The following is a 23,540-nucleotide window of genomic DNA, read 5'->3' on the forward strand; positions in this document are numbered from 1 at the left end:
CTTCCTTACTTAACCGCGCCGAAGGTGAGGCCGCGGACGAGTTGTTTCTGGCTGAACCAGCCAAGGATCAGGATCGGGGCGATCGCCATCGTCGATGCCGCCGAAAGCTTGGCGTAGAACAGGCCTTCCGGGCTGGAATAGGAGGCGATGAAGGTGCTGAGCGGCGCCGCATCGACGGACGAGAGATTGAGTGTCCAGAAGGCCTCGTTCCAGGCGAGAATGATGTTGAGCAGCATCGTCGAGGCAAGGCCGGGGATCGCCATCGGCGTCAGCACGTAGATGATTTCCTTTGCCAGCGACGCCCCGTCCATACGGGCCGCCTCCAGGATCTCGCCGGGGATTTCCTTGAAGTAGGTGTAGAGCATCCAGACGATGATCGGCAGGTTGATCAGCATCAGCACGACGACCATGCCAAGACGGCTGGCGAACTGATTGTTGAGCAGACCAAAACCCTGGAACAGCAGATAGATCGGGATGAAGGCACCGACCGGCGGCATCATCTTGGTGGACAGCATCCACATCAGGATGTCCTTGGTCCGCTTGGTCGGCGAGAAGGCCATCGCCCAGGCGGCGGGAACGGCAACGATCAGGCCGAGGATCGTCGAGCCGAAGGCGATGATCACCGAGTTGGCGAAGTGGAGGAAATAGTTCGAGCGCGACTGCACCTCGAAGTAATTCTCCAGCGTCCAGTGGAAGAACAGGAACTGCGGCGGCGAAGCAATCGCATCGCCTTCCGTCTTGAAGCTCGTCAGGATCGTCCACAGGATCGGGAAGAAGATGAGGAGCGCGACGGCCCAGGCCGCCACCGATACGACCACCTTGCGCCGTGTAGAGACATTGCGTGCCATCTCAGGCCTCCAGGTTCTTGCCAACCGCACGCATCACGAAGATGGCGACGATATTGGCGAGGATGACGGCGATGATGCCGCCCGCCGATGCGCCGCCGACATCCTGCGACAGAACGATCTGCGAATAGACGAGATAGGTGAGGTTGGTCGTCGCCGTGCCGGGTCCGCCATTGGTGGTGACCAGGATCTCGGCGAAGGCGGAGAGCAGGAAGATCGTCTCGATGAGGATGACGACCGTGATCGCGCGCGCCAGATGCGGCAGGGTGATGTAGATGAACTTCGAAACCGCGCCGGCGCCGTCCATTTCGGCGGCTTCCTTCTGCTCTTCATCCAACGACTGCAATGCCGTCAGAAGGATGAGGGTTGCGAAGGGCAACCACTGCCAGGCGACGATGATGACGATCGAAAACAGCGGCACGGTCTCGAGCCAGGTCAGCGGATCGAGCCCGAAGAACTTGAACAGATGCGCCAGGAGCCCGTTCACCGGGTTCATGAACATATGTTTCCAGATGAGGGCGGCGACCGTCGGCATGACGAAGAAGGGTGCAAGCACCAGCATGCGGACAATGCCCTGGCCGAAGATCGGCTGATCGAGAAGGAGCGCGAGAGCGATGCCGCCGACCACGGTGATGATCAGCGCGCCGCCGACCAGCAGCAGCGTCACGATCAGGGAGTTCAGGAAGGCGGGGTCGGTGACGAAGTATTCGTAATTGAGCAGCCCGATGAAGTCATGCGCGCCGGGAGACAGGAGATTGTAGTTCAGCGTCGAGAAGTAGATCGTCATCACCAGCGGGACGATCATCCACGCGAAGAGCAGCAAAACCGACGGCGTCATCATGACGCGAGCAGCAGAACGGGTGTGTAACGTTGCCATGGCAAGTACCGACCTATCTTTTGAGCGGGAAAGGTGGCCGTAGACCGGCTGGATAAAGGGGCCGCCGAAGAGCAGTTCAGGCATTCGGCGGCCAAGGGAAGGAAGCACCCGAGGGCACTTCCCGCCATCCCTGAGAAGGTCGATTATTTCGGATAACCAGCCTTGGTCATTTCGCGTGTGGTCAGCTGTTGCGCAGCCTTGAGGGCGGCGTCGACGGTGATCTGGCCGGCAAGGGCAGCAGAGAACTGCTGGCCGACGGCGGTGCCGATACCCTGGAACTCAGGAATGGCAACGAACTGGACGCCGACATACGGGACCGGCTTGACGGTCGGGTGGGTCGGATCGGCCGAGTTGATCGAGTCGAGCGTCATCTTGGCGAAGGGAGCAGCCTTCTGGTAATCCGCATTCGCATAGAGCGAGGAACGGGTGCCGGGAGGTGCATTCAGCCAGCCTTCCTTCTGGGCGACAAGGTTGGTGTAGTCCTTGCCGGTTGCCCAGGCGATGAACTTCTCGGCAGCTTCCGTCTTCTTCGAGGAAGCCGGGATGGCGAGGTTCCATGCCCAGAGCCAGTTGCCGCGCTTGCCGAGGCCGTTGTCCGGCGCCAGGGCGAAGCCGACCTTGTCGGCAACCTTCGATTCCTTCGGGTCGGACACGAACGAGGCAGCAACCGTCGCGTCGATCCACATGCCGCACTTGCCGGTCTGGAACAGCGAGAGGTTCTCGTTGAAGCCGTTGGACGAAGCGCCCGGAGGGCCAGCATCCTTCATCAGCTTGACGTAGAAGTCGAGCGTGCTCTTCCATTCCGGCTGATCGAACTGCGGCTTCCACTTCTCATCGAACCAGCGGGCGCCGAAGGAGTTCGCCGTTGCCGTCAGGAACGCCATGTTCTCGCCCCAGCCGGCCTTGCCGCGAAGGCAGATGCCGTAGACTTCGTGGCTCTTGTCGGTGATCTTGCGGGCAGCGTCGGCAATGAAGGTCCAGGTCGGCGCGTCCGGCATCTTCAGGCCGGCCTTGTCGAACAGGTCCTTGCGGTACATCACCATCGAGCTTTCGCCATAGAACGGCGCTGCATAGAGCTTGCCGTCCGTGGTCAAGCCGCTGCGGATGGCCGGGAGAAGATCATCAACATCGTAGGTCTTGTCGGCGCTGAGCTTGTCGAGCGGCGCCAGCCAGCCGAGCTTGCTCCAGATCGGCACTTCATAGGTGCCGATGGTCAACACGTCATATTGACCGCCCTTGGTGGCAATGTCGGTCGTGACCTTCTGGCGCAGGACGTTTTCCTCGAGCGTGACCCATTGCAGGTCGATGCCGGGGTTCTTCGCTTTGAAGTCGTCCGTAAGCTTCTGCATACGGATCATGTCACCGTTGTTAACGGTCGCAATCGTCAGCGTCTCGGCAGACGCCATTCCGGCAAACATCAGGGCCGAGCAGGCGCTCAGCAGAAAGGTTTTCAATTTCATATCTTCCTCCCCAGAAGATCAAACTTGAGCATTCGCTTCGCTCATGGGCAATTACTCATCCCTTGCGACAAAATGTCAATGCGGATTCGTTGCTGCGATGCCGAACATGCAACTCATCTATTTGTTTTTATGCTGTTATTTTTTGCTCAGTTCTTGAGCAGAAATTCGGCAGTAGCCTCGTCGGTGATCAAACCATTGATCTGATGGCCGGTTACGGCTGCCCTGATCGCCTCGAACTTGCGTTTGCCCTTGGCTATTCCGATGACGGAAGACGTATCGCGCGGCGGAATGGAGGCGCTGGCAACGCGATCGTTGACGGCATCCGACATCAGCTTTCCGTCACCGTCGAAAACCCAGCCGCAGATCTCGCCCGCCGCGCCCCGCTTCATCAGCGCCATCATCTCGTCTTTCTCGAGAAAGCCGTCGAGGCAAAGCGGCGCCTCGATGCCCAACTCGCCGACGCCGACGAAGGTGACGTCGGCCTGCGCGCTGATATCGAGCGTCGAGCGCACCAGCGCCTGCGCATGCAGCAGCTCGCGCTCCTCGGCCGAGGAGACGAGCACCGGCAGCGGCATGGGATAGTGCCGCGCCTTGATCGCGTCGGCCATGCTGAAGATGACGTTGTAATAGGCAGCCGAACCATCCGGGCCGATATTGCCGGTCAACGACACGATACGGTGCTGCGGACATTCGATCGCCGGCAGCTGATCGACCGCGGCCTTCAGCGTGCGCCCTGTACCGATCGCAAGCACGATCGGATCGCTGCGCTTCAGCCAGCGCTCGATTTCGGCAGCCCCCGCCTCGGCAATGCCCACTGTGGACGATGTCCCGTCGGGATCGCTCGGCACCACCTCGATATGCTTGAGTTTGAATTTCTCGCGCAGCGCGGCGCCATATTCGAGGCATGCGGCGATCGGGTGATCCAGCCGCACCTTGATCAGCCGCTCGGCAACGGCCAGCGACACCAGCCGCTGCGCCGACTGCCTGGAGATTCCCATGGCGATGGCGATCTCGTCCTGCGTCCGCCCGGCCACATAATACAGCCAGCCGGCCCGCGCCGCATCGTCAAGCCGCCCCTGGGAATCCAACTTCCTGGCCATCACAGTCCTTTTCGAAAACAGCGCCTCTTGCCCAGGCCAAACGACCTGGCGCGATCGCTCATTCAGTTTCCGGCGGGATGACGCCCTTGGTCAAGGTGAAACAACCATAGAAGCGGCGTTCGCCGGTCTGGATCACGCAATAGGCTTCTTTCGCCCGCTCATAAAAGGCGTAGCGCTCGACGGGCACGAGTGGCCAGTGCTTGCCCTCGGCACGATCGATCACCGCCTGCACTTCATGCTGAACCTTCGGCATCTCCTCCGGCGCGCCCACCACTTCCATGCGTGTCGCGGCATCGTCGATGAAGGTATCGAGCGGCATCAGCGACAGCAGCGCCTCGACGGCCTCGGCCGCCGACACGTTGTCGATCCTCAGAAGATGGCCGAGCATCGTCTGCTGCGCGACCGACTCGGCGGGGAAATTGGTGTCGACGACGACGAGCATGTCGCCATGCCCCATCGATGCCAGCGCGTGCAGCACGTCCGCGTTCAACCGCGGCGAAATTCCCTTCAGCATGAAAGCCTCCTCCAGTGCGTAACCGGCGACGGCCCTGCCCTCGCCCTCTTCTCTTTGGGAGCAAACAAGTAATCGTGGTCACCATCTCTGTCCATAGCCGCCGTGAACCTTATCGGCCGGAGAATCCCGGGATCAGAAAAGCGCTTCTCATCCTGGCTTATTTCAGCCTTTATTGACCAGATAGGTTCGGCGGCGTTAACTGAAGCACAGGCATTGGTTGCGAGGGCAAGTGAGAATTCTTCTGGTTGAGGACGATGAAACGATCGGCAGCGCGGTTCGCGACCATATCGCGGCAACCACCCACGCCGTCGACTGGGTGAAGAACCTCGCGGACGCGGCGGAGGTCACCAGCGCCGTGAAGTACGGCCTGATCCTGCTCGACCTGCAACTGCCTGATGGCGTCGGCATCGATTTCCTGAAGAAATTGCGACGCAAACCGGATGAGACGCCGGTGATCATCCTCACTGCCCGCGACCAGATTTCCGACCGCATCGAGGGATTGAACAGCGGCGCCGACGACTACCTCGTCAAACCGTTTAACCTGGGCGAACTCTCCGCCCGCATCCTGGCGGTGGCCCGGCGCTACAGCGGCAGCCCGCAGCCGACCATCCGCTTTGCCGATCTGGAGATCGATCAGCCGCAACGGCGGGTCCGGCTGGATGGCAAGGATGTCGTGCTCACCGGCCGCGAATGGGCCGTGCTCGATCTCCTGGTGACGCGGCCGGGCGCCATCATCTCGAAAGATCAGATCGAGGAGGCGCTCTATGCCTTCGGCTCCGAAATCGAGAGCAACACCGTGGAGGTCTATGTCAGCCGCCTGCGCAAGAAGATCGGCAAAGATCGCATCCGCACGGCCCGCGGCGTCGGCTATTGCCTGGGTGAAAGATGACCCTGCGTCCCACCAGCATCACCCGCCGCCTGATCGCGGCACTCACGGGCACGGTCGTCGTGTTCTGGCTGATCGCCGTCGGGATCGGCGTCTATGTCGTCAACCATGAGCTTTCCGAAACCTTCGACGGCGCGCTGCAGGAAACCGCCGAACGGCTGATGCCGCTGGTGGTCGACGATCTCGCCAATCGCGATCCTTCCAGCGATCCGCAAAGCCTCGAGGAGCTAAACAAGGGGCTGAACCGAGAATACCTGACCTATCAGGTGCTCGACGCCTCCGGCAAGGTCATCCTGCATTCGCACGACGCACCGCCGATAGCCTATGAGGTGCCCCTGAAGATCGGTTTCCATAACACGCCGAAGTACCGAATCTACACCGAATCCTCGATGAACGGCACGATCTTCCTGCATGTGGCCGACGCCTTCAAGAACCGGCGGGAAGCATCGCGCGAGAGCGGCGTTGCCCTGCTCTGGCCGCTGCTCGCCCTCATCCCGGCCAGTATTCTCGCCATATGGTTCGCCGTCGGCCGATCGCTGCGGCCAATCGACCGGTTGCGCTCGGACATCGCCACCAAGGACGGCGGCAACATGGTCCCGTTGGAAAGCGACACACTGCCGCGCGAACTCCAGCCAATCGCCCGCTCGGTCAACCTGCTGCTCGAACGCCTGCGCTCCGCGCTTGAAGCCGAGCGCGAATTCACCGCCAACAGCGCCCATGAGCTGCGCACCCCGATCGCCGGCGCACTCGCCCAGACACAGCGCCTGATCGCAGAGCTGCCGGCAGGGCCGCTTGTCGAACGTGCCGGCCGGATCGAAACCTCGCTCTCCAATCTTGGACGACTGGCGGAGAAATTGTTGCAGCTCTCCCGCGCCCAGGCCGGGATTGGCACCGGCGACAAGCCCGTAGACCTGATGGCCGTCATCGAAACCATCATCGGCGACTACGACCGGGACACCGGCACTGCCGGCCGCATCCTCCTGGAGACCAGTCGGAACGAGAAACTGATCCGCAACGTCGATATCGACGCCTTCGCCATCGTCATGCGCAACCTGATTGAGAATGCGCTGATCCACGGCCCAACCGACGACGAAGTGACCGTCAAGGTTGATGGCGACGTCATCCGCATCCTGAACGGCGGCCATGCGCTTTCCCAGGAGGAACTCGCCGGCCTGAAGAAACGCTTCTGGCGCGGCAAGACAAAAGCCTCCGGCTCGGGCCTCGGCCTTGCCATCGCCGAGCGCATCGTCGGTCAGATCGGCGGACGCCTCGATCTCCTGTCGCCTGCCGCCGGCCGGATGGATGGTTTCGAAGCCCGGATCACCTTGCCTTCGGCCTGATCGTGCCTCAACGAAAGCAGCGCTTATTGGCCTTGCAAAGAACGGCAAAGGGTGCGAGCAAGTGCCGCATGTTTCCTGCGGGTCAAGTTTTATGATCGTTTCCTTCGACATTGGCGGCACCGCCATCAAGGGCGGTATCGCCCGCTCCGTGACGGATATCACCCCGCTCGCCCGGCGCCCGACGCCGAAGGATGATTTCGGCGAATTCGTCGCGACCCTGCGAGCCGTCATCGCCGAGGCCGGTGAGAAGCCGGACTGCCTCTCCTTTTCCATCGCCGGCGTCGTCGATCCCGACACCCAGGCGCTGACCTGCGCCAATATTCCCTGCATCCATGGCCGGCGTCTTGCCGCCGAGCTGGAAGCGGAACTCGGCTATCCCGTCCTGATCGCCAACGATGCCGATTGCTTCGCCATGGCCGAGGCCATGTCCGGCGCGGGCCGGGGCCACCGCATCGTCCTCGGCGCCATTCTCGGCACTGGCGTCGGCGGTGGTCTGGTGGCCGATGGCCGCCTCGTCAACGCCGCCGGCGGCTTTGCCGGCGAGTGGGGACACGGCCCGATCATCGCCTCCTTCGCCGGCAATCCGCCGGTCGCCATCCCGGCCTATCCTTGCGGCTGCGGCCAGAAGGGCTGTGTCGACACCGTCGGTGGCGCCCGTGGCGTCGAGCGCCTGCACAAGACCCTGCACGGCCTGGAATTTTCCAGCGAGGAAATCATCGGCCAATGGCTGGAAGGCGACGCCAATGCGGCGCGAACGATCGAGGTCCTGGTCGATCTCGTCGCCTCGCCGCTGGCTCTGACCGTCAATATCACCGGCGCCACCATCGTTCCCGTCGGCGGCGGCCTTTCCAATGTCGAACCGCTGCTGGAGCGGCTGGACGCGGCAGTGCGAACCCGCATCCTGCGCAAATTCGACCGCCCGCTCGTTGTGCCGAGCGAATGCAAGCTGGAGCCCGGCCTGATCGGCGCGGCCCTGCTGGGGCTGAAATTCGTCGAGGAGCGGAACCATGCTGCTTGAGGTCTGCGTTGAGGATATCGCCGGCCTTGCCGCCGCCATCGCCGGCGGCGCCGATCGCATCGAGCTCTGCAGCGCCCTTGCCGTCGGCGGTCTGACACCGAGCGCCGGGCTGATGGCAGCGGCGGCAAAGGCACCCATTCCCGCCTACGCCATGATCCGCCCGCGCGCCGGCAGTTTTGTCTACTCCACCGATGAGCTTGCCGTCATGAAGGGCGATATCGATGCCATCAGGCGTGCGGGCCTGCCCGGCGTCGTACTTGGTGCCTCACTGCCGGATGGCCGCCTCGATCGCGAAATGCTCACCGCGCTCGTCACCCATGCTGGAGGTCTCGGCAAGACATTGCACCGCGCCTTCGATCTCGTTCCCGATATCGAGGAAGCGGTGGAACTGGCCATCTCGCTCGGCTTCGAACGCATCCTGACCTCAGGCTGCGCGAAGACAGCCGTGGACGGCATCGCCGTCCTCGAGCAGACGATCGCCATCGCCGCCGGCCGCATCTCGATCATGCCCGGTTCGGGCGTCAATATCGGGACCATCGGCGCGCTATGGCCGCGACTGACGATCAGCGAAGTGCATGCCTCCTGCTCTGTCGCCGAAACCGAAACGGATGAGCGTCTGCTCGCCTTCGGCTTTTCCGTACCCACGACGCGTCGCACGGACGCCGCAACCGTCAGGGCGCTCAAGGCGCATTTCGCCTGAACGGCAACTGCGAATTGACAAAGAAACGGCAGAATGATCAATCGTTCATAAACGTATATTCTGTAGCTATAGCGTAGCTGCGGAATGCCAAGCCATTGCAGTTAAGCAGATTTCTCCGGAGTAGCTGTAGATCTAAACCATGTCGGTGGCGCCACCTCGCAAGAAAAGCAGGGCTGTCTTTTGGATTGCGGCGATCGTCATCGGCTCGATCATTTTGGCGACGGCGCTGCTTGCCAATGACATGCGCAATCTCCGGGCGCTCGACACCCGCTACCAGCTGAACCTGTTCAGCCAGCCGGCGCATCCGCCGCCAGGCCCTGCGGTAGCCGTAGCCGCCCCGCAAGCCGCCAACACCACCCATCCCGCGCCGACCCCGGCCGCCACATCAGCGCCCGCACCCGCCAAGCCCGTCAAAGCGGTGCAGGCTGCACAGACAACGAAACCGGTGCATGCCCGGTCCTCGTCCCACATACTCGACCCGCCCGTCGACGCCCTGCGCGGCGCGTTCGTGCGAAGCTGGCGCATATCCGGGCAGACGCTCTGCGCCGACCTGACAAAATCCGGCCTGCCGGTCGGGGAATGGAAGCAGAGCGTGCTGGGCGTCGGCACATTCGAATGCAGCCACCAGATCCAGAAGGGCGACTTCGGAAACCCGAACGCCGCGTCATTCTTCATTATCGCCCGCGGCACGCCAACCGGTGATCTCGACAATATCCGCATCAAGGTGATCATGCCCGACAATGCCGACGGCCGCGCCGTCGGCGAGACCTTCATCGACGCCATGGTCATGCTGCTGACAGAAACCCACTGGCTTGATTTCCAGGCCGCACTCGACGCGATCGGCAAGCTGCAGGACGTGACGCAAGAGCATTTCGGCGCCAAGCTCAGCTTCTTCCGCGAATTCCAGAACGACAGGAACTTTAACCTTCAACTCGAGCTGCGCAGGACGACGCCGGAACAGATCCGCACGGCAATCGTCTTCGACAAGGCACGATGGACGCTCCGGTCGGTCCCGCCCGGCAATTAGCGAAACTGGCGACAGAAATTCCCCGCCGCACTTGCGACCAAGCGTCTCCATGAGCCTGCTTTTTGTTGCAGTGCGCCTTCGATGGTGATCATATGGGCTTGAATTCGATGGCCGGTGCAAAGCCGGCCGACCACAGCATGATTCCCAGAAATGCGAAGCGGTTCTTGGGTCGGATCATGCACCAGCATTGACGCGTCGGACCTCCCATCCGGCCGTGGAAAGTCATAGCATTCCCATGGACTCGCCAGATACCGCCCCGCAAGGCCAGACCTTCGCGATCGATCGTGACCCTCGTCTGCGCTATATCATCCCCGCCGTGGTCGCCGTCGCGTTCCTGATGGAACAGCTTGATTCGACGATCCTCATCACCGCCGTTCCCGACATCGCCAGAAGCCTCGGCACCACGCCCGTCCGCATGAACCTCGCGGTCACGACCTATATCCTGACGCTCGCCATGTTCATCCCGGTGAGCGGCTGGTTCGCCGACCGTTTCGGCGCGCGGCGCATCTTCGCCCTGTCGCTCTTCATCTTCACGATCGGCTCGATCCTCTGCGGCCTGGCGACGAGCCTGCCGATGCTGATCGCCACCCGCGCCCTGCAGGGTCTCGGCGGCGCGATGATGACCCCCGTCGGCCGCCTCATCCTCATCCGCAGCTTCCCGCGCAGCCAGCTCGTCACGGCAATGACCTACATGACATTGCCGGCCATCATCGGTCCGGTGATCGGCCCGCTTCTGGGTGGCTTTCTGACGACCTACCTCTCCTGGCGCTGGATCTTCTGGGTCAACCTGCCCTTCGGCATCATCGGCATGGTGATGGCGCTGAAATATATCGAGGACACCGTCCGCGACACCTCGCTCAAATTCGACTTTCCAGGCTTCATCATGGTCGGCGTCGGCTGCCTGCTGCTGCAGTATGGCATCGAGAATATCGGCCGCCCAGCGATCCCCATCTGGGCCATCATCGCGGTGCTCGCCGCCGCCGGCCTGCTTCTCGTCGGCTTCGTCCGCTATGCCAGGACGGCGGAATCGCCGGCGGTCGATCTGACCCTGTTCAAGCTGCGCACGTTCCGCGTCGGCACGCTTGCCGGCGGCATTTGTCGCGTCGGTCTCAACGGCGTGCCCTTCCTGCTGCCCCTCATGCTGCAGGTCGGCTTCGGCCTCAGTCCGATCGTCTCGGGCACACTGACATTCGTCAGCGCCCTGAGTTCGCTTGCCGTGCGTCCAGTCTCGTCGAAAATGCTGCGGCTGTTTGGTTTCGATCGCGTGCTGACCGCGAGCGCCATTTTCGGCGCCGCCATCGTCGCCGGCTTCGCCCTGATCGGGCCGGATACGCCGCACTGGGTCATCATCGTCTATGTCTTCATCTTCGGCCTGGCGCGTGCCTCGCAGTTCATGACCTCCAACACGCTATCCTATTCCGATACTCCGGCCGCCCAGCTCAGCCGCGCGACCAGCCTCGGCGGCGTACTGCAGCAGTTAAGCGTCAGCTTCGGCGTCTCCATCGCCGCCATGCTGCTCGGTCTGGTCACGCTGGACGGCTCCGCGCTGACGCCGGAAAAATTCCATATGGCTTTTCTGCTGATGGCGGTGATCCCGCTACTGGGCCTGCCGGGTTTCCTGAAGCTGCGGCCCGAAGACGGCCGGCAGGTCAGCGGCCATTATCGCCGGTCGAAGGAAGCGGCGTAAGGTCTCACGCCCTCAAGCTGCGGCGGAAGACAGGCGCGGATGGGCCAGATGCTCGCGCAACACCAGACCGGTGCTGTCGACTTCCTGCATCAGCACATCGTAGCTCCAGAGATCGGCAAGGTGTTGCAACACGCGCTTGGCGTCAGCATCCTCCAGAAAGCCGCCGTTCAGCACGGTATGCTTGACCAATAGCCTGCGGTCGCCGGCGAGATCGACATCGACGATCTCGATATGCGGATCGATCCAGCCGACGTCATATTGCCGTGCCAGCTCTCGCCGGATGCGGCGATAACCGCGCTCGTCGTGGATTGCCGCCACCCGAAGCCCCTCCTCCTCTTCCGGATCGTCGGTGAGGTGGAACATACGCATCTTGCGCATCAGGTGCGGGCTGAGGAACTGCGACACGAAGCTTTCGTCGCGATAATTGGCCCAGAGATCGCGCAGCACCGCCATGGCATCGCCGGTGCCGGCAATATCAGGGAACCAAAGCCGGTCCTCTTCTTTCGGCTTAGTCACGATCCGCTCGATGTCCTGCATCATCGCAAAGCCGAGCGCGTAGGGGTTGAGGCCGGAATAGCGCTGATCGTTGAAGGACGGTTGGAAGACCACATTGGTGTGGGATTTCAGGAATTCGAGAAAATCGCCGTCGCCAATGCCGCCGAGCTCATGCAGTCGCGTCATGATGCGGTAATGCACATAGGTCGCCGTGCCCTCGTTCATCACCTTGGTCTGGCTTTGCGGATAGAAATACTGGGCGACATGACGGACGATGCGCAGGATCTCCCGCTGCCAGGGCTTCAGGCGCGGGGCCATCTTTTCGAGGAAATAAAGGACGTTCTCCTGCGGCAGACCGGCCAGCGAACGCCGGCGTTCGAAGTCCAGGTCGGGCATGACCTTACCCTTTCCAACCGGAACCGTGCGCCAGAGATCGTTGAAGATCCGCTCGTCATATTCGCGGCGCTCGCGCTCGCGCGTTTCCTCTTCGCGCAGACTCGGCGTTTTCCTGCCGGCATAGCGATGGACACCGTGCGACATCAGCGCATGCGCGGCATCCAGCGTCCGCTCGACAGCGGCATGGCCGTAGCGCTCCTCGCATCGGGTAATATAGCCCTTGGCGAAGTTCAGATATTCGAGAATGCCCTCGGCATCCGTCCAGAGCTTGAAGAGGTAGTTGTTCTTGAAGAAGTGATTATGACCGAAGGCGGCGTGTGCGATCACCAGCGCCTGCATCGTCGCCGTATTCTCCTCCATCAGATAGGAGATGCAGGGCGAGCTGTTGATGACGATCTCATAGGCGAGCCCGCGCAGGCCCTTGCGGTAGAAAGCCTCGTGGTGGGCAAAGTGCTTGCCGAAGGACCAGTGCTTGTAGAACAGTGGCATGCCGATCGAGGAATAGACGTCGAGCATCTGCTCGGCGGTAATGATCTCGATCTGGTTGGGATAGACATCGAGGCCGAGCTCGTCGATGGCGATCCGCTCGCAGGCATCGTGGATCCTCTGGATGGTGGAAAAATCCCAGTCCGCACCGTCGAAAAGCCGTTCCATCGATGCTTTCGCCATTATCAGCCCCTTGTTTCCGCCGCCCGCCGCTGAAAGAGATCATGGAAGACCGGGTAGATCTGGCTGCGATCGCTGACGCGCCGCATCGACAGCACCGGCCAGCCCGCCTGGATGCGCTCGTAAAGCGACCAGAGCGCCGAGCCGGAGGAGATCGCAACGCTCCGCGCCTCACCCACTTCCAGATAGGCGAAATACTGGCTGACCGGCAGGATGGCGTCGGTGAGCAGCGCCGCCGCCGTCGCATTGTCGGAATAGGCATTGTCACCGTCCGACGCCTGCGCGGCGTAGATGTTCCAGTCCGACGGCGGGAAGCGATCCTGGACGATCCGCCGCATCGCCTCGAGCGCGCTCGACACCTGTGTGCCGCCGGTCGCCGGGCTGCGGAAGAACGTCTCCTCGTCCACCTCCTCGGCCACATCCGTATGGCGGATGAAGACGATCTCGACGCGGCGGTACTGCCGGGTCAGGAAGATGTAGAGCAGCATGTAGAAGCGCTTGGCGAGATCCTTCATGTGTTCCGACATCGAACCGGAAACGTCCATCAGGCAGAACATCACCGCCTGCGCCACCGGCTTCGGCTCGTTCTCGAAACGACGATAGCGAATATCGATCGGGTCGATATAGGGGATGCGCCGGACTTTCGATTCCAGCACCTTGATCTCGGCCTCGAGTGCCGCGCGCCGCTCGTCGTCCTTGCACTCGGCCGCTTCCGCGGCGAGCTTGGCGACCGTCTCCGGCTTCGGACGATGCAGCGCCACGCGCCGCATCATTGCCAGCCGCATGGTGCGGTTGATGGCGAGATTGGCAGGTGATCCCGTCACCGAATAGCCCGACCGCACCGGATTGATCTGATCGGCCGACACCAGCCGTTTCTTGGCGAGATCGGGAAGTTCGAGATCGTCGAGGAAAAGATCGAGGAATTCATCGCGGGTCAAGATGAAGCGGAAAGCGTCTTCGCCGCTGCCCTCGCCGCCGGCCTTCGGCTTGCCGCCGCCGCTCTCCGGCCGTGGAAGGATGTCGCCCTCCAGGAATTCCTTGTTGCCGGGGAAAATATGCTCCCGCAGCCCCTCCGGGCCGCGATGGAACCGAGGCTCCTCGGTTCCATCTAGGGGGATGCTGATCTCGCCACCCTTCAGGATGTCCTGGATGTCGCGATTTTGAGAGGATTCATAGACCGCTCTCTGCACCAGCGCTTTTGCTCTTCGCAAAAATCGTTGACGATTTTCTAGACTTTTTCCGCCTGGGTTCAGGCGTCGGTCAACAATGTGCATTCCTTCTTCCTTGGTGGCTCATCCCGCCTGTTTCACACGCATGTACCATTCCACAAGCCGTCGAACCTGACGCTCGGTATAGCCGCGCGCCATCATGCGTTCGACGAATTCGCCATGTTTCTTTTCCGAGTCGCCGTCCTTTTTGGACCCGAACGAGATGACTGGCAGGAGATCCTCGACCTGGGAGAACATCCGCTTTTCGATGACTTCGCGGATTTTCTCATAACTCGTCCAGGACGGATTCTTGCCGCCATGGCTCGCCCGCGCCCGCAAGCAGAACTTGACGATCTCGTTGCGGAAATCCTTCGGATTGGCGATGCCCGCCGGCTTCTCGATCTTGGTCAGTTCCTGGTTGAGAAGCTCTCGGTCCAGAAGCTGGCCGGTGTCGGGATCCTTGAAATCGACATCCTCGATCCAGGCGTCGGCGTAGTCGACATAACGGTCAAAGAGATTCTGGCCGTAGTCTGCATAGGATTCCAGATAAGCCTTCTGGATCTCATGTCCGATGAATTCCGCATAACGCGGCCCGAGCTCGCTCTTGATGAACTCGATATAGAGCTTCTCGGTTTCAAGTGGCAGTTGTTCGCGACGGATCGACTGCTCCAGCATATACATCAGATGTACCGGATCGGCGCCGATCTCCGTCGTATCGTAGTTGAAGGTCGCCGCCAGCACCTTGAAGGCGAAACGGGTAGACGCCCCGTCCATGCCTTCATCCACACCGGCCGAATCGCGATACTCCTGCACACTGCGCGCCCTCGGATCGGTCTCCTTCAGGCTTTCGCCGTCATAGACCCGAAGCTTGGAGAAGGCCGTCGAGTTCTCGTGCTTGGCAAGCCTCGTCAGCACCGTGAAGCGGGCGAGCGTTTCTAGCGTCGACGGTGCGCAGGGCGCATCGCTAAGCTCGGATTCCTCGATCAGCTTCTCGTAGATCTTCTGCTCTTCGGTCACCCGCAGGCAGTAAGGGACCTTGACGACGCAGATACGGTCGATGAAGGCCTCATTGTTCTTGTTGGCCTTGAACGTCTGCCATTCCGACTCGTTCGAATGCGCCAGAATGATGCCGGAGAAGGGAATGGCGCCGATATTCTCGGTGCCGATATAATTGCTCTCCTGCGTCGCCGTCAGCAGCGGATGCAGCATCTTGATCGGCGCCTTGAACATCTCGACGAATTCGAGAATGCCCTGGTTGGCGCGGTTCAGAGCGCCAGAGTAGCTGTAGGCGTCGGGATCGTTCTGCGCCAGGCTTTCGAGCTTGCGGATATCCACCTTGCCGACCAGCGAGGAGATGTCCTGATTGTTCTCGTCGCCCGGCTCGGTCTTGGCAATGGCAATCTGCCGCAACCTGGACGGCTGAATGCGGACGACACGGAAGCGGGAAATATCCCCCTCGAACTCTTCGAGCCGCTTCAGGCACCATGGGCTCATCAGCCCGGTGAGGCGCCGGCGTGGAATGCCGTAGCGCTCCTCGATCATCGGCCCCATGGTGACGGGATCGAAAAGGCTGAGCGGGCTTTCGAACACCGGACTGAGCTCATTGCCGGCCTTCAGCACATAGATGGGATGAACCTCCATCAATGACTTCAGCCGCTCGGCAAGCGAGGACTTACCTCCGCCGACGGGGCCGAGCAGATAGATGATCTGCTTGCGCTCTTCCAGCCCCTGCGCCGCATGGCGGAAGAAGGCGACGATACGTTCGATCGTCTCCTCCATACCGAAGAAGCCGGCAAAGGCGGGATAGGTCCGGATCGTCCGGTTCATGAAGATACGCCCAAGGCGAGTATCCTTGGCCGTATCGATCAGCAACGGTTCTCCCATCGCGGCCAGCAGGCGCTCCGACGCATTCGCGTACATGAGCGGATCGTCCCGGCACGCTTCCAGGTATTCAGAGAATGACATCTCGACTTCGCGCCGTGCTTCGAAAGAACGGGCGAACGTGTTGAATAGGACATCGTTGTTTGACATGGCGCCTCGTTAACTTGCTATTGCAATAAACGTGGACTTAGCGAGACACTTTCCCGCTAGTATCTAAGGTGCGGTAATAGTCGCTTCGAATCAATAGGTGACCCTTCAATAATTCGTACGCTTGATTCTAAACGTCATCAATATCTTGAAAGGTTCTTTCACCGGAATTAATTTTAATTTCACCCAAAGTTGAATGAATTTTATAAATTCCACCAAAAAGGGCAGTCAGCAGATCGCGAAAAACGCGAATCCGGATTCGTCCATCCGGCCCGATCCGGGTCGCGGCATCCCGATCGAAACAATGAGAAATTCGGGACGAGCAATACCAGCTGGCACCGAAATCTCCGCTTCCATACTCGACCGTCATGCACACCTATTGCGATCCTGCCCGGCACTCCATGGCCGCCGCAGCCGTCAAACAAGATGTAGTGCGTCGCTGATGCTCAAATAATCCAGGCCGAACAGGTGGGAAAACCACAGCGAAGGCTTTGTGAGCTAACCCCCGTTTCGGTTCATGGGAGCCCCCTCAAAGAGAAGAGAGCAAATCTGGCGAAAGGCGAGGAGATTGAAGGTTACTTAGCTTTCGATCTCGTGTCTCACACTGAAACCAGGAGGATGATAAATAGCACGATCAATGCGATGGCTAAGAAAAGGGTTCGTAAGAGACCCCGGAAGAGTATCGCGAGAAGAACCAGAACGAGCAGTGCAACGATCATTTGCTAATACACCATCCGGAATCGCGCAAAAATCGAATAGATACAAAAGCATTGGAAATACGGAGGAATGAATTGCAACACAACGCGGCGCGAAAGATACGAACTGGATAAAACGCTGATTTTCCTGTGGATTTAAGTGGTGCCCAGAGCCGGAATCGAACCAGCGACACGCGGATTTTCAATCCGCTGCTCTACCAACTGAGCTATCTGGGCATCCGTGCCTCGCGCAAATCAGAAGGCCTTGGAAGGCCCTGGGTGCTTGGTTCACCCCGGAAGCGAGCGGGGTTATAGCATCTTGTTCGTCCATGTCCAGCCGCAAATGACTCTTTTTTGACAGGAAATGGATTTTTGGCAATTTACGAACAAAATGAATGGCTTCGCCGGACCGAGCATCGAAATGGCGACGGGACTATTCCTCTTCGGGATAGTCCGCCTTGGTCTGATCCTCGGCAACGGGAATGGCATAGGAGCCGTTGAGCCAACGGGACAGATCGGCCGAGCGGCAGCGATCCGAGCAGAAAGGGTAATGCTCGCGCATCGAAGGCCGGCCGCATTCCACGCAAGGCCGTGTCTTGCGCAGCGGCTCGATCTTTGCGCCAACCTTGATCTTGTCGTCATCCGCCATGACAATCACCCTTCCTGCCAGGTGGCATGAACGTCGAAACCCTCTCCCGCCAGAAGCAGCATGGTTTCATAAAGTGGCAATCCGACGACATTGGTGTAGGAGCCGATCAGCTTCTGCACGAAGGAGCCCGCGAGCCCCTGGATGCCATAGGCACCCGCCTTGCCACGCCATTGGCCGGAGGCGAGGTACGTGTCTATGTCCCTGGCCGACAGCCGCTTGAAGCGAACCTTGGTCTCGACGACCTTCTGGCGCAGCTTGCGGTCGGGCGTGATCAGGCAGACGCCGGTATAGACCACATGGCTGCGGCCGGAGAGCAGGTGCAGCGCCGAAGACGCCTCGTCGACGAACTCCGCCTTCGGGAGAATCCGTCGGCCGACGGCAACGACGGTGTCGGCGGCAAGGATATAGCTTCCCTGCCAGGCGACATCGCCCTTCACCGCGGCAAAGGCCGCCTCGCCCTTTTCCGCCGAAAGCCTGCGCGCCAGCGATCGCGGATGCTCCGACTTCTTCGGAGCCTCATCGATATCCATGGGCATCAGGCGCGCCGCTTCGATCCCTGCCTGATGCAGGAGGTCGACGCGGCGCGGCGATCCGGAGGCCAGTATCAGCTTGTGTTTCAGCGCCATAAAACCTCGACCTATCAGGCGGGAGACGGACAGCCGGCTCGAAAACGAGCAGCGACTACTTGAAACGGTAGGTGATGCGGCCCTTAGTCAGGTCGTAAGGGGTCATTTCCACCAGCACCTTGTCGCCGGCGAGAACGCGGATGCGGTTCTTACGCATGCGGCCGGCGGTGTGGGCGATGATCTCGTGCTCGTTTTCCAACTTCACGCGGAAGGTCGCGTTCGGCAGCAATTCGGTGACGACACCCGGAAATTCTAGGACTTCTTCTTTCGGCATTAAAGCTTCTTTTCCTGTAGGGTTGTGGCCGGCGCCCGTGGCAAAATGCGGGGTCGCCGGAAATTTGCGCGGAAACTACACAATCGACGCGGTTTTGTGAACCACGTTGATAAGGCTTTCTGCATTTGTTTCACGCGGCACCTTAAAGGGAGCCGCGACGTTCCACCAGCCTGCTCTCGATCAGGCCCTGAAGATAATCCCGCACATCGCGGTAGGCATCGAGTATCTGCTCGCGCGTGTCGCCGATCGCCGAGGGATCCATGGTCGGCCAATAGATGACCTCGATGGCATTGGCCCGCGTCAGCTCCAGCGCCGCATGATGCGCCTCGGGAGAGAGCGTGATGATGAGATCGAAGAAATCATCCTCCAGTTCCTCCAGCGTCTGCGGCTGCCGGCGTCCGAGCGAGAGGCCGATCTCGTCGAGAACGACATCGACGAAAGGATTGCGTTCGCCGGCCCGCACGCCCGCTGAAGCGATATAGGTGCCCTGCGGCAGCATCCCGCGCGCAATCACTTCCGCCATCGGCGAACGGATGGCATTCAGCCCACACATGAAGAGGATGGCGCCCGGCGCCTTTACGCTATGGTCGATGGCCTTCGGTTGCTCCATCGCCGTCACCCACGCCAATAGAGCACGCAGACGAGGGTAAAGAGCCGCCGCGCCGTGTCGAAATCCACGGTGATCTTGCCCTGCAGCCGCTCCATCAGCGTCCGCGATCCCTCATTGTGGATGCCGCGGCGACCCATGTCGATCGCCTCGATGCGGCTGGGGGTGGCCGAGCGGATCGCCTCGTAATAGCTCTCGCAGATCATGAAGTAATCCTTCACGATCCGGCGAAACGGCGTCAGAGACAGGATATGGGCGGCAACGACCGTCCCCTCCTCCGTCCGGATGTCGAAAACCAGCTTCTGGTCGACCAGCGACAGGTTCAGGAGATAAGGCCCGCCCGCATGGCCGATAGGCTGGAAGCTGTTTTCCTCGATCAGGTCGAAGATGGCGACGGCGCGCTCATGCTCGACGTCGGGCGTCGAACGGCCGATCGTGTCGTCCAGGACCACATCGCTCAGCCGGAAGACGCCTTCTGCCATGCCTTACCTCTCGAGATTGAGACGGATTGCAACCGATCGCGCATGGGCGTCGAGCCCTTCCGCTTCGGCAAGCGCGATCGCCGCCGGGCCAAGTGCGCGCAGCTGCTCCGGACCGAGCCGCAGGATCGAGGTGCGCTTGACGAAATCAAGCACCGACAGGCCGGACGAAAAACGGGCGGAGCGGGCCGTCGGCAGCACATGATTGGAACCGCCAACATAATCGCCGATCACTTCCGGCGTATGACGGCCGACGAAGATGGCGCCGGCATTGCGGATGCCTGCAAGCAGCGCATCGGGATGGTCGACCGCAAGCTCGACATGCTCGGCGGCGATGCGGTTGGCAAGCGGAACGGCCTGCTTCAGGTCGGATACCAGGATGATGGCGCCGAAATCCCGCCAGCTCGCCGCCGCCGTCTTCGACCGGCTGAGCCGCTTCAGCTGCCGTTCGACGGCGCCGTCGACAGCCTTGCCGAACTCTGCGTCATCGGTGATCAGGATCGACTGCGCGCCTTCGTCATGCTCGGCCTGCGCCAGCAAATCGGCGGCCAGCCAGTCCGGATCATTGTGCTTGTCGGCGATAACAAGCACTTCGGACGGGCCGGCGATCATGTCGATACCGACAGTGCCGAAGACATGGCGCTTGGCGGCGGCGACATAGGCATTGCCGGGGCCGGTGATCTTGTAGACCGGGGCGATCGTCTCCGTGCCATAGGCCAGCGCTGCAATCGCCTGCGCGCCGCCAATGCGGTAGATCTCCTCGACGCCGGCCATTCGGGCAGCGGCCAGCACCGCCGGATTGATCGAGCCGCCCATGGTCGGCACCGTGATGACGACACGCTCGACACCGGCGACCTTGGCCGGCACCGCATTCATCAGCACCGAGCTTGGATAGCTTGCCGTGCCGCCCGGCACGTAGAGACCGACGGCCTCGATCGCCGTCCAGCGCGAGCCGAGACCGACGCCGAGATCGTCCTCGTAGATATCGTCCTTCGGCAATTGCCGGCGATGGTGCGATTCGATGCGGGTGGCCGCGACCTCGAGCGCGCCCAGCACTTCGGCGGGAACGGCGGCAACCGCCGCGTCGATCTCCGCTTCCGTGACGCGCATCGGCGTCGTGGCGAAATCGATACCCTCGAATTTCTTGGAGTAATCGGCCAGAGCCGCGTCGCCCCGCGCCCTGACATCGTCGATGATGGCGCGCACGACGGCATTCACGTCCTCGGACACTTCCCGCTTGGTCGTGAGAAAAGCGGCGAACTGCTCCTCGAACCCTTCCGACGCCTGATCCAGCCAGATAGCCACGCTGATAATCCTTTTACATCGAGGCCGCCGCCGGCGACCGAAACTCGTTTTCCGTCCGGCCTGGAGCGCTTCAGTGCTTCACGGAATCACTGAAGCGCTCCAGCTTATTGTTTCTACGCAATTCCGGACGGAAAACCGCTACGCACTTTTCCTGGAACTGCTCTAGCCGGCTTCGTCCGGATGACTGGGCTTATTAGCCGTTTCCCACGCGCCGCCAATATCCGCAAGCTGAACTTCGATACATTCGACATCGAGCGCGATGGTCGCATTGCCGGCAAGCGTCAGCTCGATGGTGCCGTCAGGCCCGTCGCCCTTCTGGTCGAAGCGGATGGCGAGCAGCGACAGCACCTCGTCGCGCCGGCGCCGGTCGATGCCGCTGGAGCGCACCGCCAGCACCCGCTTGAACACCAGCACTGCCCGATGCCGCTCGAACGTCTTGCTCTTCGGATCCGACACTTCCCAGACGAAACGGTTGGCGGCAAACGAAAATTGCTTAAGCTTCGGCGCATAGGACATGTCGCCGACCTTGAAGACGCTATCCTGCATCTGCGCGGAAATAACGCTTAAGTCCTCGGTGTCGAGTGCCAGTAGCTTGAGATTGGTCATTCGCCTGATATCCCTGATCGCCCACGGACATGCCGATAGCGGCATGTCCTCGTGATGGAAATAGGATGCGGGCGGCAAAGACGCAACCGGAGAAAACGGGCTTCTCCGGTCTGTTCACGGCAATAGCGGGAATTAGTCGCTGATGCGCTCGACGATCGCGCCGCAACGCGTCAGCTTGTCTTCCAGCCGCTCGAAGCCGCGATCGAGATGATAGATGCGCGACACCAGCGTTTCGCCCTCGGCGGCAAGGCCGGCGATGACCAGCGATACCGAGGCGCGAAGGTCCGTCGCCATGACCGGGGCGCCCTTCAGCCGCTCGACACCTTCGATCTTGGCTGTCTGGCCGGAGAGCGAGATCTTGGCGCCGAGACGGGCAAGCTCCTGCACATGCATGAAGCGGTTTTCGAAGATGGTCTCGGTAATATGCGAGGTGCCGGTCGAGCGCGTCATCAGCGCCATGAACTGCGCCTGCAGGTCGGTCGGGAAGCCCGGGAAGGGATCGGTGACGACATCGACCGGCTGGATGCCGCCGCCATTGCGCTTGACGCGGATGCCGTTATTGGTCGCCGAGATATCGGCACCGGCCCGGCGCAGGCTGTCCAGTGCCGTGTCGAGCAGCGCCATGTCGGTATTTTCTAGGGTGACGTCGCCGCCGGCCATGGCAACGGCCATGGCATAGGTACCGGTCTCGATGCGGTCCGGCAGGACGCGGTGACGCGCGCCGGAGAGCGAGGTGACGCCCTCGATGGTGATCGTGCTGGTGCCGGCGCCGGTGATCTTGGCGCCCATGGCGATCAGGCAGTTGGCGAGATCGACGACCTCAGGCTCGCGCGCCGCATTGCCGATGACCGTCGTGCCGCGGGCAAGGGTCGCCGCCATCATCATCACATGCGTCGCGCCGACCGAAACCTTCGGGAAGTCATAGCGCGCGCCGATCAGGCCGCCCTTGGGCGCGGTGGCATTGATATAGCCGCCGTCGATTTCCATGTTGGCGCCGAGCGCCGTCAGGCCTTCGATGAACAGATCGACCGGACGCGTACCGATGGCGCAGCCGCCGGGCAGCGACACGCGCGCCTGGCCTTCGCGGGCAAGCAGCGGCCCGATGACCCAGAAGCTGGCGCGCATCTTGGCAACCAGCTCGTAAGGCGCGGTGGTGTCGACGATGGTGCGGCAGGTGAAATGGATGGTGCGGGAATAGGCATCTTCCTGGCGCTCGCGCCGGCCGTTGACGGCGACATCGACGCCGTGATTGCCGAGAATGCGCTGCAGCAGCTCGACATCGGCCAGATGCGGCACGTTTTCGAGCGTCAGCGTATCGCTGGTCAGCAGCGAGGCGATCATCAGAGGCAGAGCCGCGTTCTTGGCGCCGGAGATCGGAATGATACCGTTAAGCTCGTTGCCGCCGACAATCCTGATACGATCCATATATGACTACGGGCCGAGCCCGCCTTTCCTGAAGTTCCATGCCACCTGGGAAAAGGCGCTCTTTAGACGAAATAGATTAAAGCTTCAATTCGTTTGATGGCTGTTTGATGATGGGCGACATGAATCATTACGATTCGTCCATTTTTGCGGCGGCGGCTTTCTCCGGCGCGGTATTTGCGGCCGGCAGCCCATCCGTCTCGTCGGCCTGGCCCGCGCGCCGCGCCCTCACCTGCTGCTTGCGGCGGCCAAGATTTTCACGCAGCTTCTGCGCCGCCCGCTCCCGCCGCCTGTCCGCTTCGGTGACGGGCTTGGCAACCACGCCCTCCTCCACCTCGCCGGCCGTCAAACCGCCTTGCGAGATCGCCTCATCACCACTTTTCGTCTTATCCACACCCATGCGCTTCCCATAGCCGAAATCCCCCGACTTCAAAAGGCCGACGCATTTTTTCCCGCGATCTTTTCATCGAAGTTGAATTTTGCGGCTTGCACTCGGCCCCGACCTATGGCAATAGCCGCCTCGCCCAATACGGCGCGCCCGACGCGCCACGGTTTGCTGCTATAGCTCAGGGGTAGAGCACTCCCTTGGTAAGGGAGAGGCCGAGAGTTCAAATCTCTCTAGCAGCACCA

23 protein-coding genes and 2 tRNA genes are annotated in these 23,540 nt (G+C 61.2%); 7 read left to right on the forward strand and 18 right to left on the reverse strand.

Annotated elements, in window-relative coordinates; translation table 11 throughout:
• Positions 1–5 precede the first annotated feature (5 nt).
• From PMI03_RS23340 to PMI03_RS23360, 5 genes are all read right to left on the reverse strand, one after another.
• Entirely contained in the window at positions 6–848 is an 843-nt protein-coding gene (locus PMI03_RS23340; protein ID WP_007699085.1) for a carbohydrate ABC transporter permease, read from the reverse strand.
• A gap of 1 nt (position 849) precedes the next feature.
• Positions 850–1,722 (reverse strand): carbohydrate ABC transporter permease, encoded by an 873-nt coding sequence (locus PMI03_RS23345; protein ID WP_007699090.1) that lies wholly within the window; start codon positions 1,720–1,722, stop codon positions 850–852.
• Positions 1,723–1,865: 143 nt separating this feature from the next.
• Positions 1,866–3,182, reverse strand: coding sequence for a sugar ABC transporter substrate-binding protein (locus tag PMI03_RS23350; protein ID WP_007699092.1), 1,317 nt, complete (start codon positions 3,180–3,182; stop codon positions 1,866–1,868).
• 146 nt (positions 3,183–3,328) lie between these two features.
• Positions 3,329–4,282 (reverse strand): sugar-binding transcriptional regulator, encoded by a 954-nt coding sequence (locus tag PMI03_RS23355; RefSeq protein WP_007699096.1) that lies wholly within the window; start codon positions 4,280–4,282, stop codon positions 3,329–3,331.
• Between the two features lie 58 nt (positions 4,283–4,340).
• Positions 4,341–4,796 (reverse strand): RbsD/FucU family protein, encoded by a 456-nt coding sequence (locus PMI03_RS23360; RefSeq protein ID WP_007699099.1) that lies wholly within the window; start codon positions 4,794–4,796, stop codon positions 4,341–4,343.
• A 229-nt stretch (positions 4,797–5,025) separates the two neighbouring features.
• Here PMI03_RS23360 and PMI03_RS23365 point away from each other — a divergent pair, with 229 nt between their 5' ends.
• From PMI03_RS23365 to PMI03_RS23390, 6 genes are all read left to right on the forward strand, one after another.
• A complete protein-coding gene (locus PMI03_RS23365; RefSeq protein WP_007699102.1) occupies positions 5,026–5,685 on the forward strand; it encodes a response regulator transcription factor in 660 nt (219 codons plus the stop codon).
• On the forward strand, positions 5,682–7,022 hold the full coding sequence (locus PMI03_RS23370; protein WP_007699105.1) for an ATP-binding protein: 1,341 nt from the start codon (positions 5,682–5,684) through the stop codon (positions 7,020–7,022). The genes PMI03_RS23365 and PMI03_RS23370 overlap by 4 nt, the downstream gene beginning before the upstream one ends.
• Before the next feature lie 91 nt (positions 7,023–7,113).
• Positions 7,114–8,040, forward strand: a complete 927-nt coding sequence (locus tag PMI03_RS23375) for an ROK family protein (RefSeq protein WP_007699108.1) — start codon at positions 7,114–7,116, stop codon at positions 8,038–8,040.
• Positions 8,030–8,740 (forward strand): copper homeostasis protein CutC, encoded by a 711-nt coding sequence (locus PMI03_RS23380; protein ID WP_007699111.1) that lies wholly within the window; start codon positions 8,030–8,032, stop codon positions 8,738–8,740. Before PMI03_RS23375 ends, PMI03_RS23380 begins: the two co-directional genes overlap by 11 nt.
• A 139-nt stretch (positions 8,741–8,879) precedes the next feature.
• Positions 8,880–9,767: a DUF6030 family protein gene (locus PMI03_RS23385; protein ID WP_007699115.1), complete on the forward strand. Its 888-nt coding sequence runs from the start codon at positions 8,880–8,882 to the stop codon at positions 9,765–9,767.
• A gap of 235 nt (positions 9,768–10,002) precedes the next feature.
• Positions 10,003–11,454, forward strand: a complete 1,452-nt coding sequence (locus PMI03_RS23390; protein WP_007699118.1) for a DHA2 family efflux MFS transporter permease subunit — start codon at positions 10,003–10,005, stop codon at positions 11,452–11,454.
• 12 nt (positions 11,455–11,466) lie between these two features.
• On the opposite strand, the gene PMI03_RS23395 is transcribed toward PMI03_RS23390, so the two are convergent.
• The 13 genes from PMI03_RS23395 to PMI03_RS23455 all read right to left on the reverse strand — a co-directional run bounded on the left by PMI03_RS23395 (position 11,467) and on the right by PMI03_RS23455 (position 23,310).
• Positions 11,467–13,014: a SpoVR family protein gene (locus tag PMI03_RS23395; RefSeq protein ID WP_007699121.1), complete on the reverse strand. Its 1,548-nt coding sequence runs from the start codon at positions 13,012–13,014 to the stop codon at positions 11,467–11,469.
• 2 nt (positions 13,015–13,016) lie between these two features.
• Positions 13,017–14,285, reverse strand: a complete 1,269-nt coding sequence (locus PMI03_RS23400) for a YeaH/YhbH family protein (protein ID WP_007699125.1) — start codon at positions 14,283–14,285, stop codon at positions 13,017–13,019.
• Positions 14,286–14,303: 18 nt separating this feature from the next.
• Positions 14,304–16,250, reverse strand: a complete 1,947-nt coding sequence (locus PMI03_RS23405; protein ID WP_007699128.1) for a PrkA family serine protein kinase — start codon at positions 16,248–16,250, stop codon at positions 14,304–14,306.
• Positions 16,251–17,103: 853 nt separating this feature from the next.
• A tRNA-Phe gene (locus tag PMI03_RS23410) sits at positions 17,104–17,179 on the reverse strand.
• A gap of 196 nt (positions 17,180–17,375) precedes the next feature.
• Positions 17,376–17,591 carry a DNA gyrase inhibitor YacG gene (gene yacG / locus PMI03_RS23415; RefSeq protein WP_007699131.1) on the reverse strand — a complete coding sequence of 72 codons (216 nt, stop codon included), beginning with the start codon at positions 17,589–17,591 and terminating at the stop codon, positions 17,376–17,378.
• Positions 17,592–17,596: 5 nt separating this feature from the next.
• Positions 17,597–18,217, reverse strand: a complete 621-nt coding sequence (locus PMI03_RS23420) for a Maf-like protein (RefSeq protein WP_007699134.1) — start codon at positions 18,215–18,217, stop codon at positions 17,597–17,599.
• Between the two features lie 55 nt (positions 18,218–18,272).
• Entirely contained in the window at positions 18,273–18,491 is a 219-nt protein-coding gene (gene infA / locus PMI03_RS23425; protein WP_004117876.1) for a translation initiation factor IF-1, read from the reverse strand.
• A 142-nt stretch (positions 18,492–18,633) separates the two neighbouring features.
• A complete protein-coding gene (locus tag PMI03_RS23430; protein ID WP_007699140.1) occupies positions 18,634–19,101 on the reverse strand; it encodes a low molecular weight phosphatase family protein in 468 nt (155 codons plus the stop codon).
• Positions 19,102–19,106: 5 nt separating this feature from the next.
• On the reverse strand, positions 19,107–19,580 hold the full coding sequence (locus tag PMI03_RS23435; protein WP_007699142.1) for a UPF0262 family protein: 474 nt from the start codon (positions 19,578–19,580) through the stop codon (positions 19,107–19,109).
• 3 nt (positions 19,581–19,583) lie between these two features.
• Positions 19,584–20,882 carry a histidinol dehydrogenase gene (gene hisD / locus PMI03_RS23440; RefSeq protein ID WP_007699144.1) on the reverse strand — a complete coding sequence of 433 codons (1,299 nt, stop codon included), beginning with the start codon at positions 20,880–20,882 and terminating at the stop codon, positions 19,584–19,586.
• A gap of 162 nt (positions 20,883–21,044) precedes the next feature.
• Positions 21,045–21,488, reverse strand: a complete 444-nt coding sequence (locus PMI03_RS23445) for a DUF2948 family protein (protein WP_007699146.1) — start codon at positions 21,486–21,488, stop codon at positions 21,045–21,047.
• 132 nt (positions 21,489–21,620) lie between these two features.
• Positions 21,621–22,913 (reverse strand): UDP-N-acetylglucosamine 1-carboxyvinyltransferase, encoded by a 1,293-nt coding sequence (murA, locus tag PMI03_RS23450; RefSeq protein ID WP_007699148.1) that lies wholly within the window; start codon positions 22,911–22,913, stop codon positions 21,621–21,623.
• Positions 22,914–23,040: 127 nt separating this feature from the next.
• Positions 23,041–23,310, reverse strand: coding sequence for a hypothetical protein (locus PMI03_RS23455; RefSeq protein WP_007699151.1), 270 nt, complete (start codon positions 23,308–23,310; stop codon positions 23,041–23,043).
• Between the two features lie 155 nt (positions 23,311–23,465).
• Between PMI03_RS23455 and PMI03_RS23460 the strand changes: the two genes are divergently transcribed.
• Positions 23,466–23,540: transfer RNA gene (locus PMI03_RS23460), tRNA-Thr, on the forward strand.

Source organism: Rhizobium sp. AP16 (assembly GCF_000281735.1).
Classification (GTDB): domain Bacteria; phylum Pseudomonadota; class Alphaproteobacteria; order Rhizobiales; family Rhizobiaceae; genus Rhizobium; species Rhizobium rhizogenes.

Excerpts from the sequence above, each read along its gene's own strand:
- PMI03_RS23340 (WP_007699085.1), bottom strand. The coding sequence starts at position 848 with ATGGCACGCAATGTCTCTACACGGCGCAAGGTGGTCGTATCGGTGGCG.
- PMI03_RS23345 (WP_007699090.1), bottom strand. The coding sequence starts at position 1,722 with ATGGCAACGTTACACACCCGTTCTGCTGCTCGCGTCATGATGACGCCG.
- PMI03_RS23350 (WP_007699092.1), bottom strand. The coding sequence starts at position 3,182 with ATGAAATTGAAAACCTTTCTGCTGAGCGCCTGCTCGGCCCTGATGTTT.
- PMI03_RS23355 (WP_007699096.1), bottom strand. The coding sequence starts at position 4,282 with ATGGCCAGGAAGTTGGATTCCCAGGGGCGGCTTGACGATGCGGCGCGG.
- PMI03_RS23360 (WP_007699099.1), bottom strand. The coding sequence starts at position 4,796 with ATGCTGAAGGGAATTTCGCCGCGGTTGAACGCGGACGTGCTGCACGCG.
- PMI03_RS23370 (WP_007699105.1), top strand. The coding sequence starts at position 5,682 with ATGACCCTGCGTCCCACCAGCATCACCCGCCGCCTGATCGCGGCACTC.
- PMI03_RS23375 (WP_007699108.1), top strand. The coding sequence starts at position 7,114 with ATGATCGTTTCCTTCGACATTGGCGGCACCGCCATCAAGGGCGGTATC.
- PMI03_RS23380 (WP_007699111.1), top strand. The coding sequence starts at position 8,030 with ATGCTGCTTGAGGTCTGCGTTGAGGATATCGCCGGCCTTGCCGCCGCC.
- PMI03_RS23385 (WP_007699115.1), top strand. The coding sequence starts at position 8,880 with ATGTCGGTGGCGCCACCTCGCAAGAAAAGCAGGGCTGTCTTTTGGATT.
- PMI03_RS23390 (WP_007699118.1), top strand. The coding sequence starts at position 10,003 with ATGGACTCGCCAGATACCGCCCCGCAAGGCCAGACCTTCGCGATCGAT.
- PMI03_RS23395 (WP_007699121.1), bottom strand. The coding sequence starts at position 13,014 with ATGGCGAAAGCATCGATGGAACGGCTTTTCGACGGTGCGGACTGGGAT.
- PMI03_RS23400 (WP_007699125.1), bottom strand. The coding sequence starts at position 14,285 with ATGCACATTGTTGACCGACGCCTGAACCCAGGCGGAAAAAGTCTAGAA.
- PMI03_RS23405 (WP_007699128.1), bottom strand. The coding sequence starts at position 16,250 with ATGTCAAACAACGATGTCCTATTCAACACGTTCGCCCGTTCTTTCGAA.
- yacG (WP_007699131.1), bottom strand. The coding sequence starts at position 17,591 with ATGGCGGATGACGACAAGATCAAGGTTGGCGCAAAGATCGAGCCGCTG.
- PMI03_RS23420 (WP_007699134.1), bottom strand. The coding sequence starts at position 18,217 with ATGGCGCTGAAACACAAGCTGATACTGGCCTCCGGATCGCCGCGCCGC.
- infA (WP_004117876.1), bottom strand. The coding sequence starts at position 18,491 with ATGCCGAAAGAAGAAGTCCTAGAATTTCCGGGTGTCGTCACCGAATTG.
- PMI03_RS23430 (WP_007699140.1), bottom strand. The coding sequence starts at position 19,101 with ATGGAGCAACCGAAGGCCATCGACCATAGCGTAAAGGCGCCGGGCGCC.
- PMI03_RS23435 (WP_007699142.1), bottom strand. The coding sequence starts at position 19,580 with ATGGCAGAAGGCGTCTTCCGGCTGAGCGATGTGGTCCTGGACGACACG.
- PMI03_RS23445 (WP_007699146.1), bottom strand. The coding sequence starts at position 21,488 with ATGACCAATCTCAAGCTACTGGCACTCGACACCGAGGACTTAAGCGTT.
- murA (WP_007699148.1), bottom strand. The coding sequence starts at position 22,913 with ATGGATCGTATCAGGATTGTCGGCGGCAACGAGCTTAACGGTATCATT.
- PMI03_RS23455 (WP_007699151.1), bottom strand. The coding sequence starts at position 23,310 with ATGGGTGTGGATAAGACGAAAAGTGGTGATGAGGCGATCTCGCAAGGC.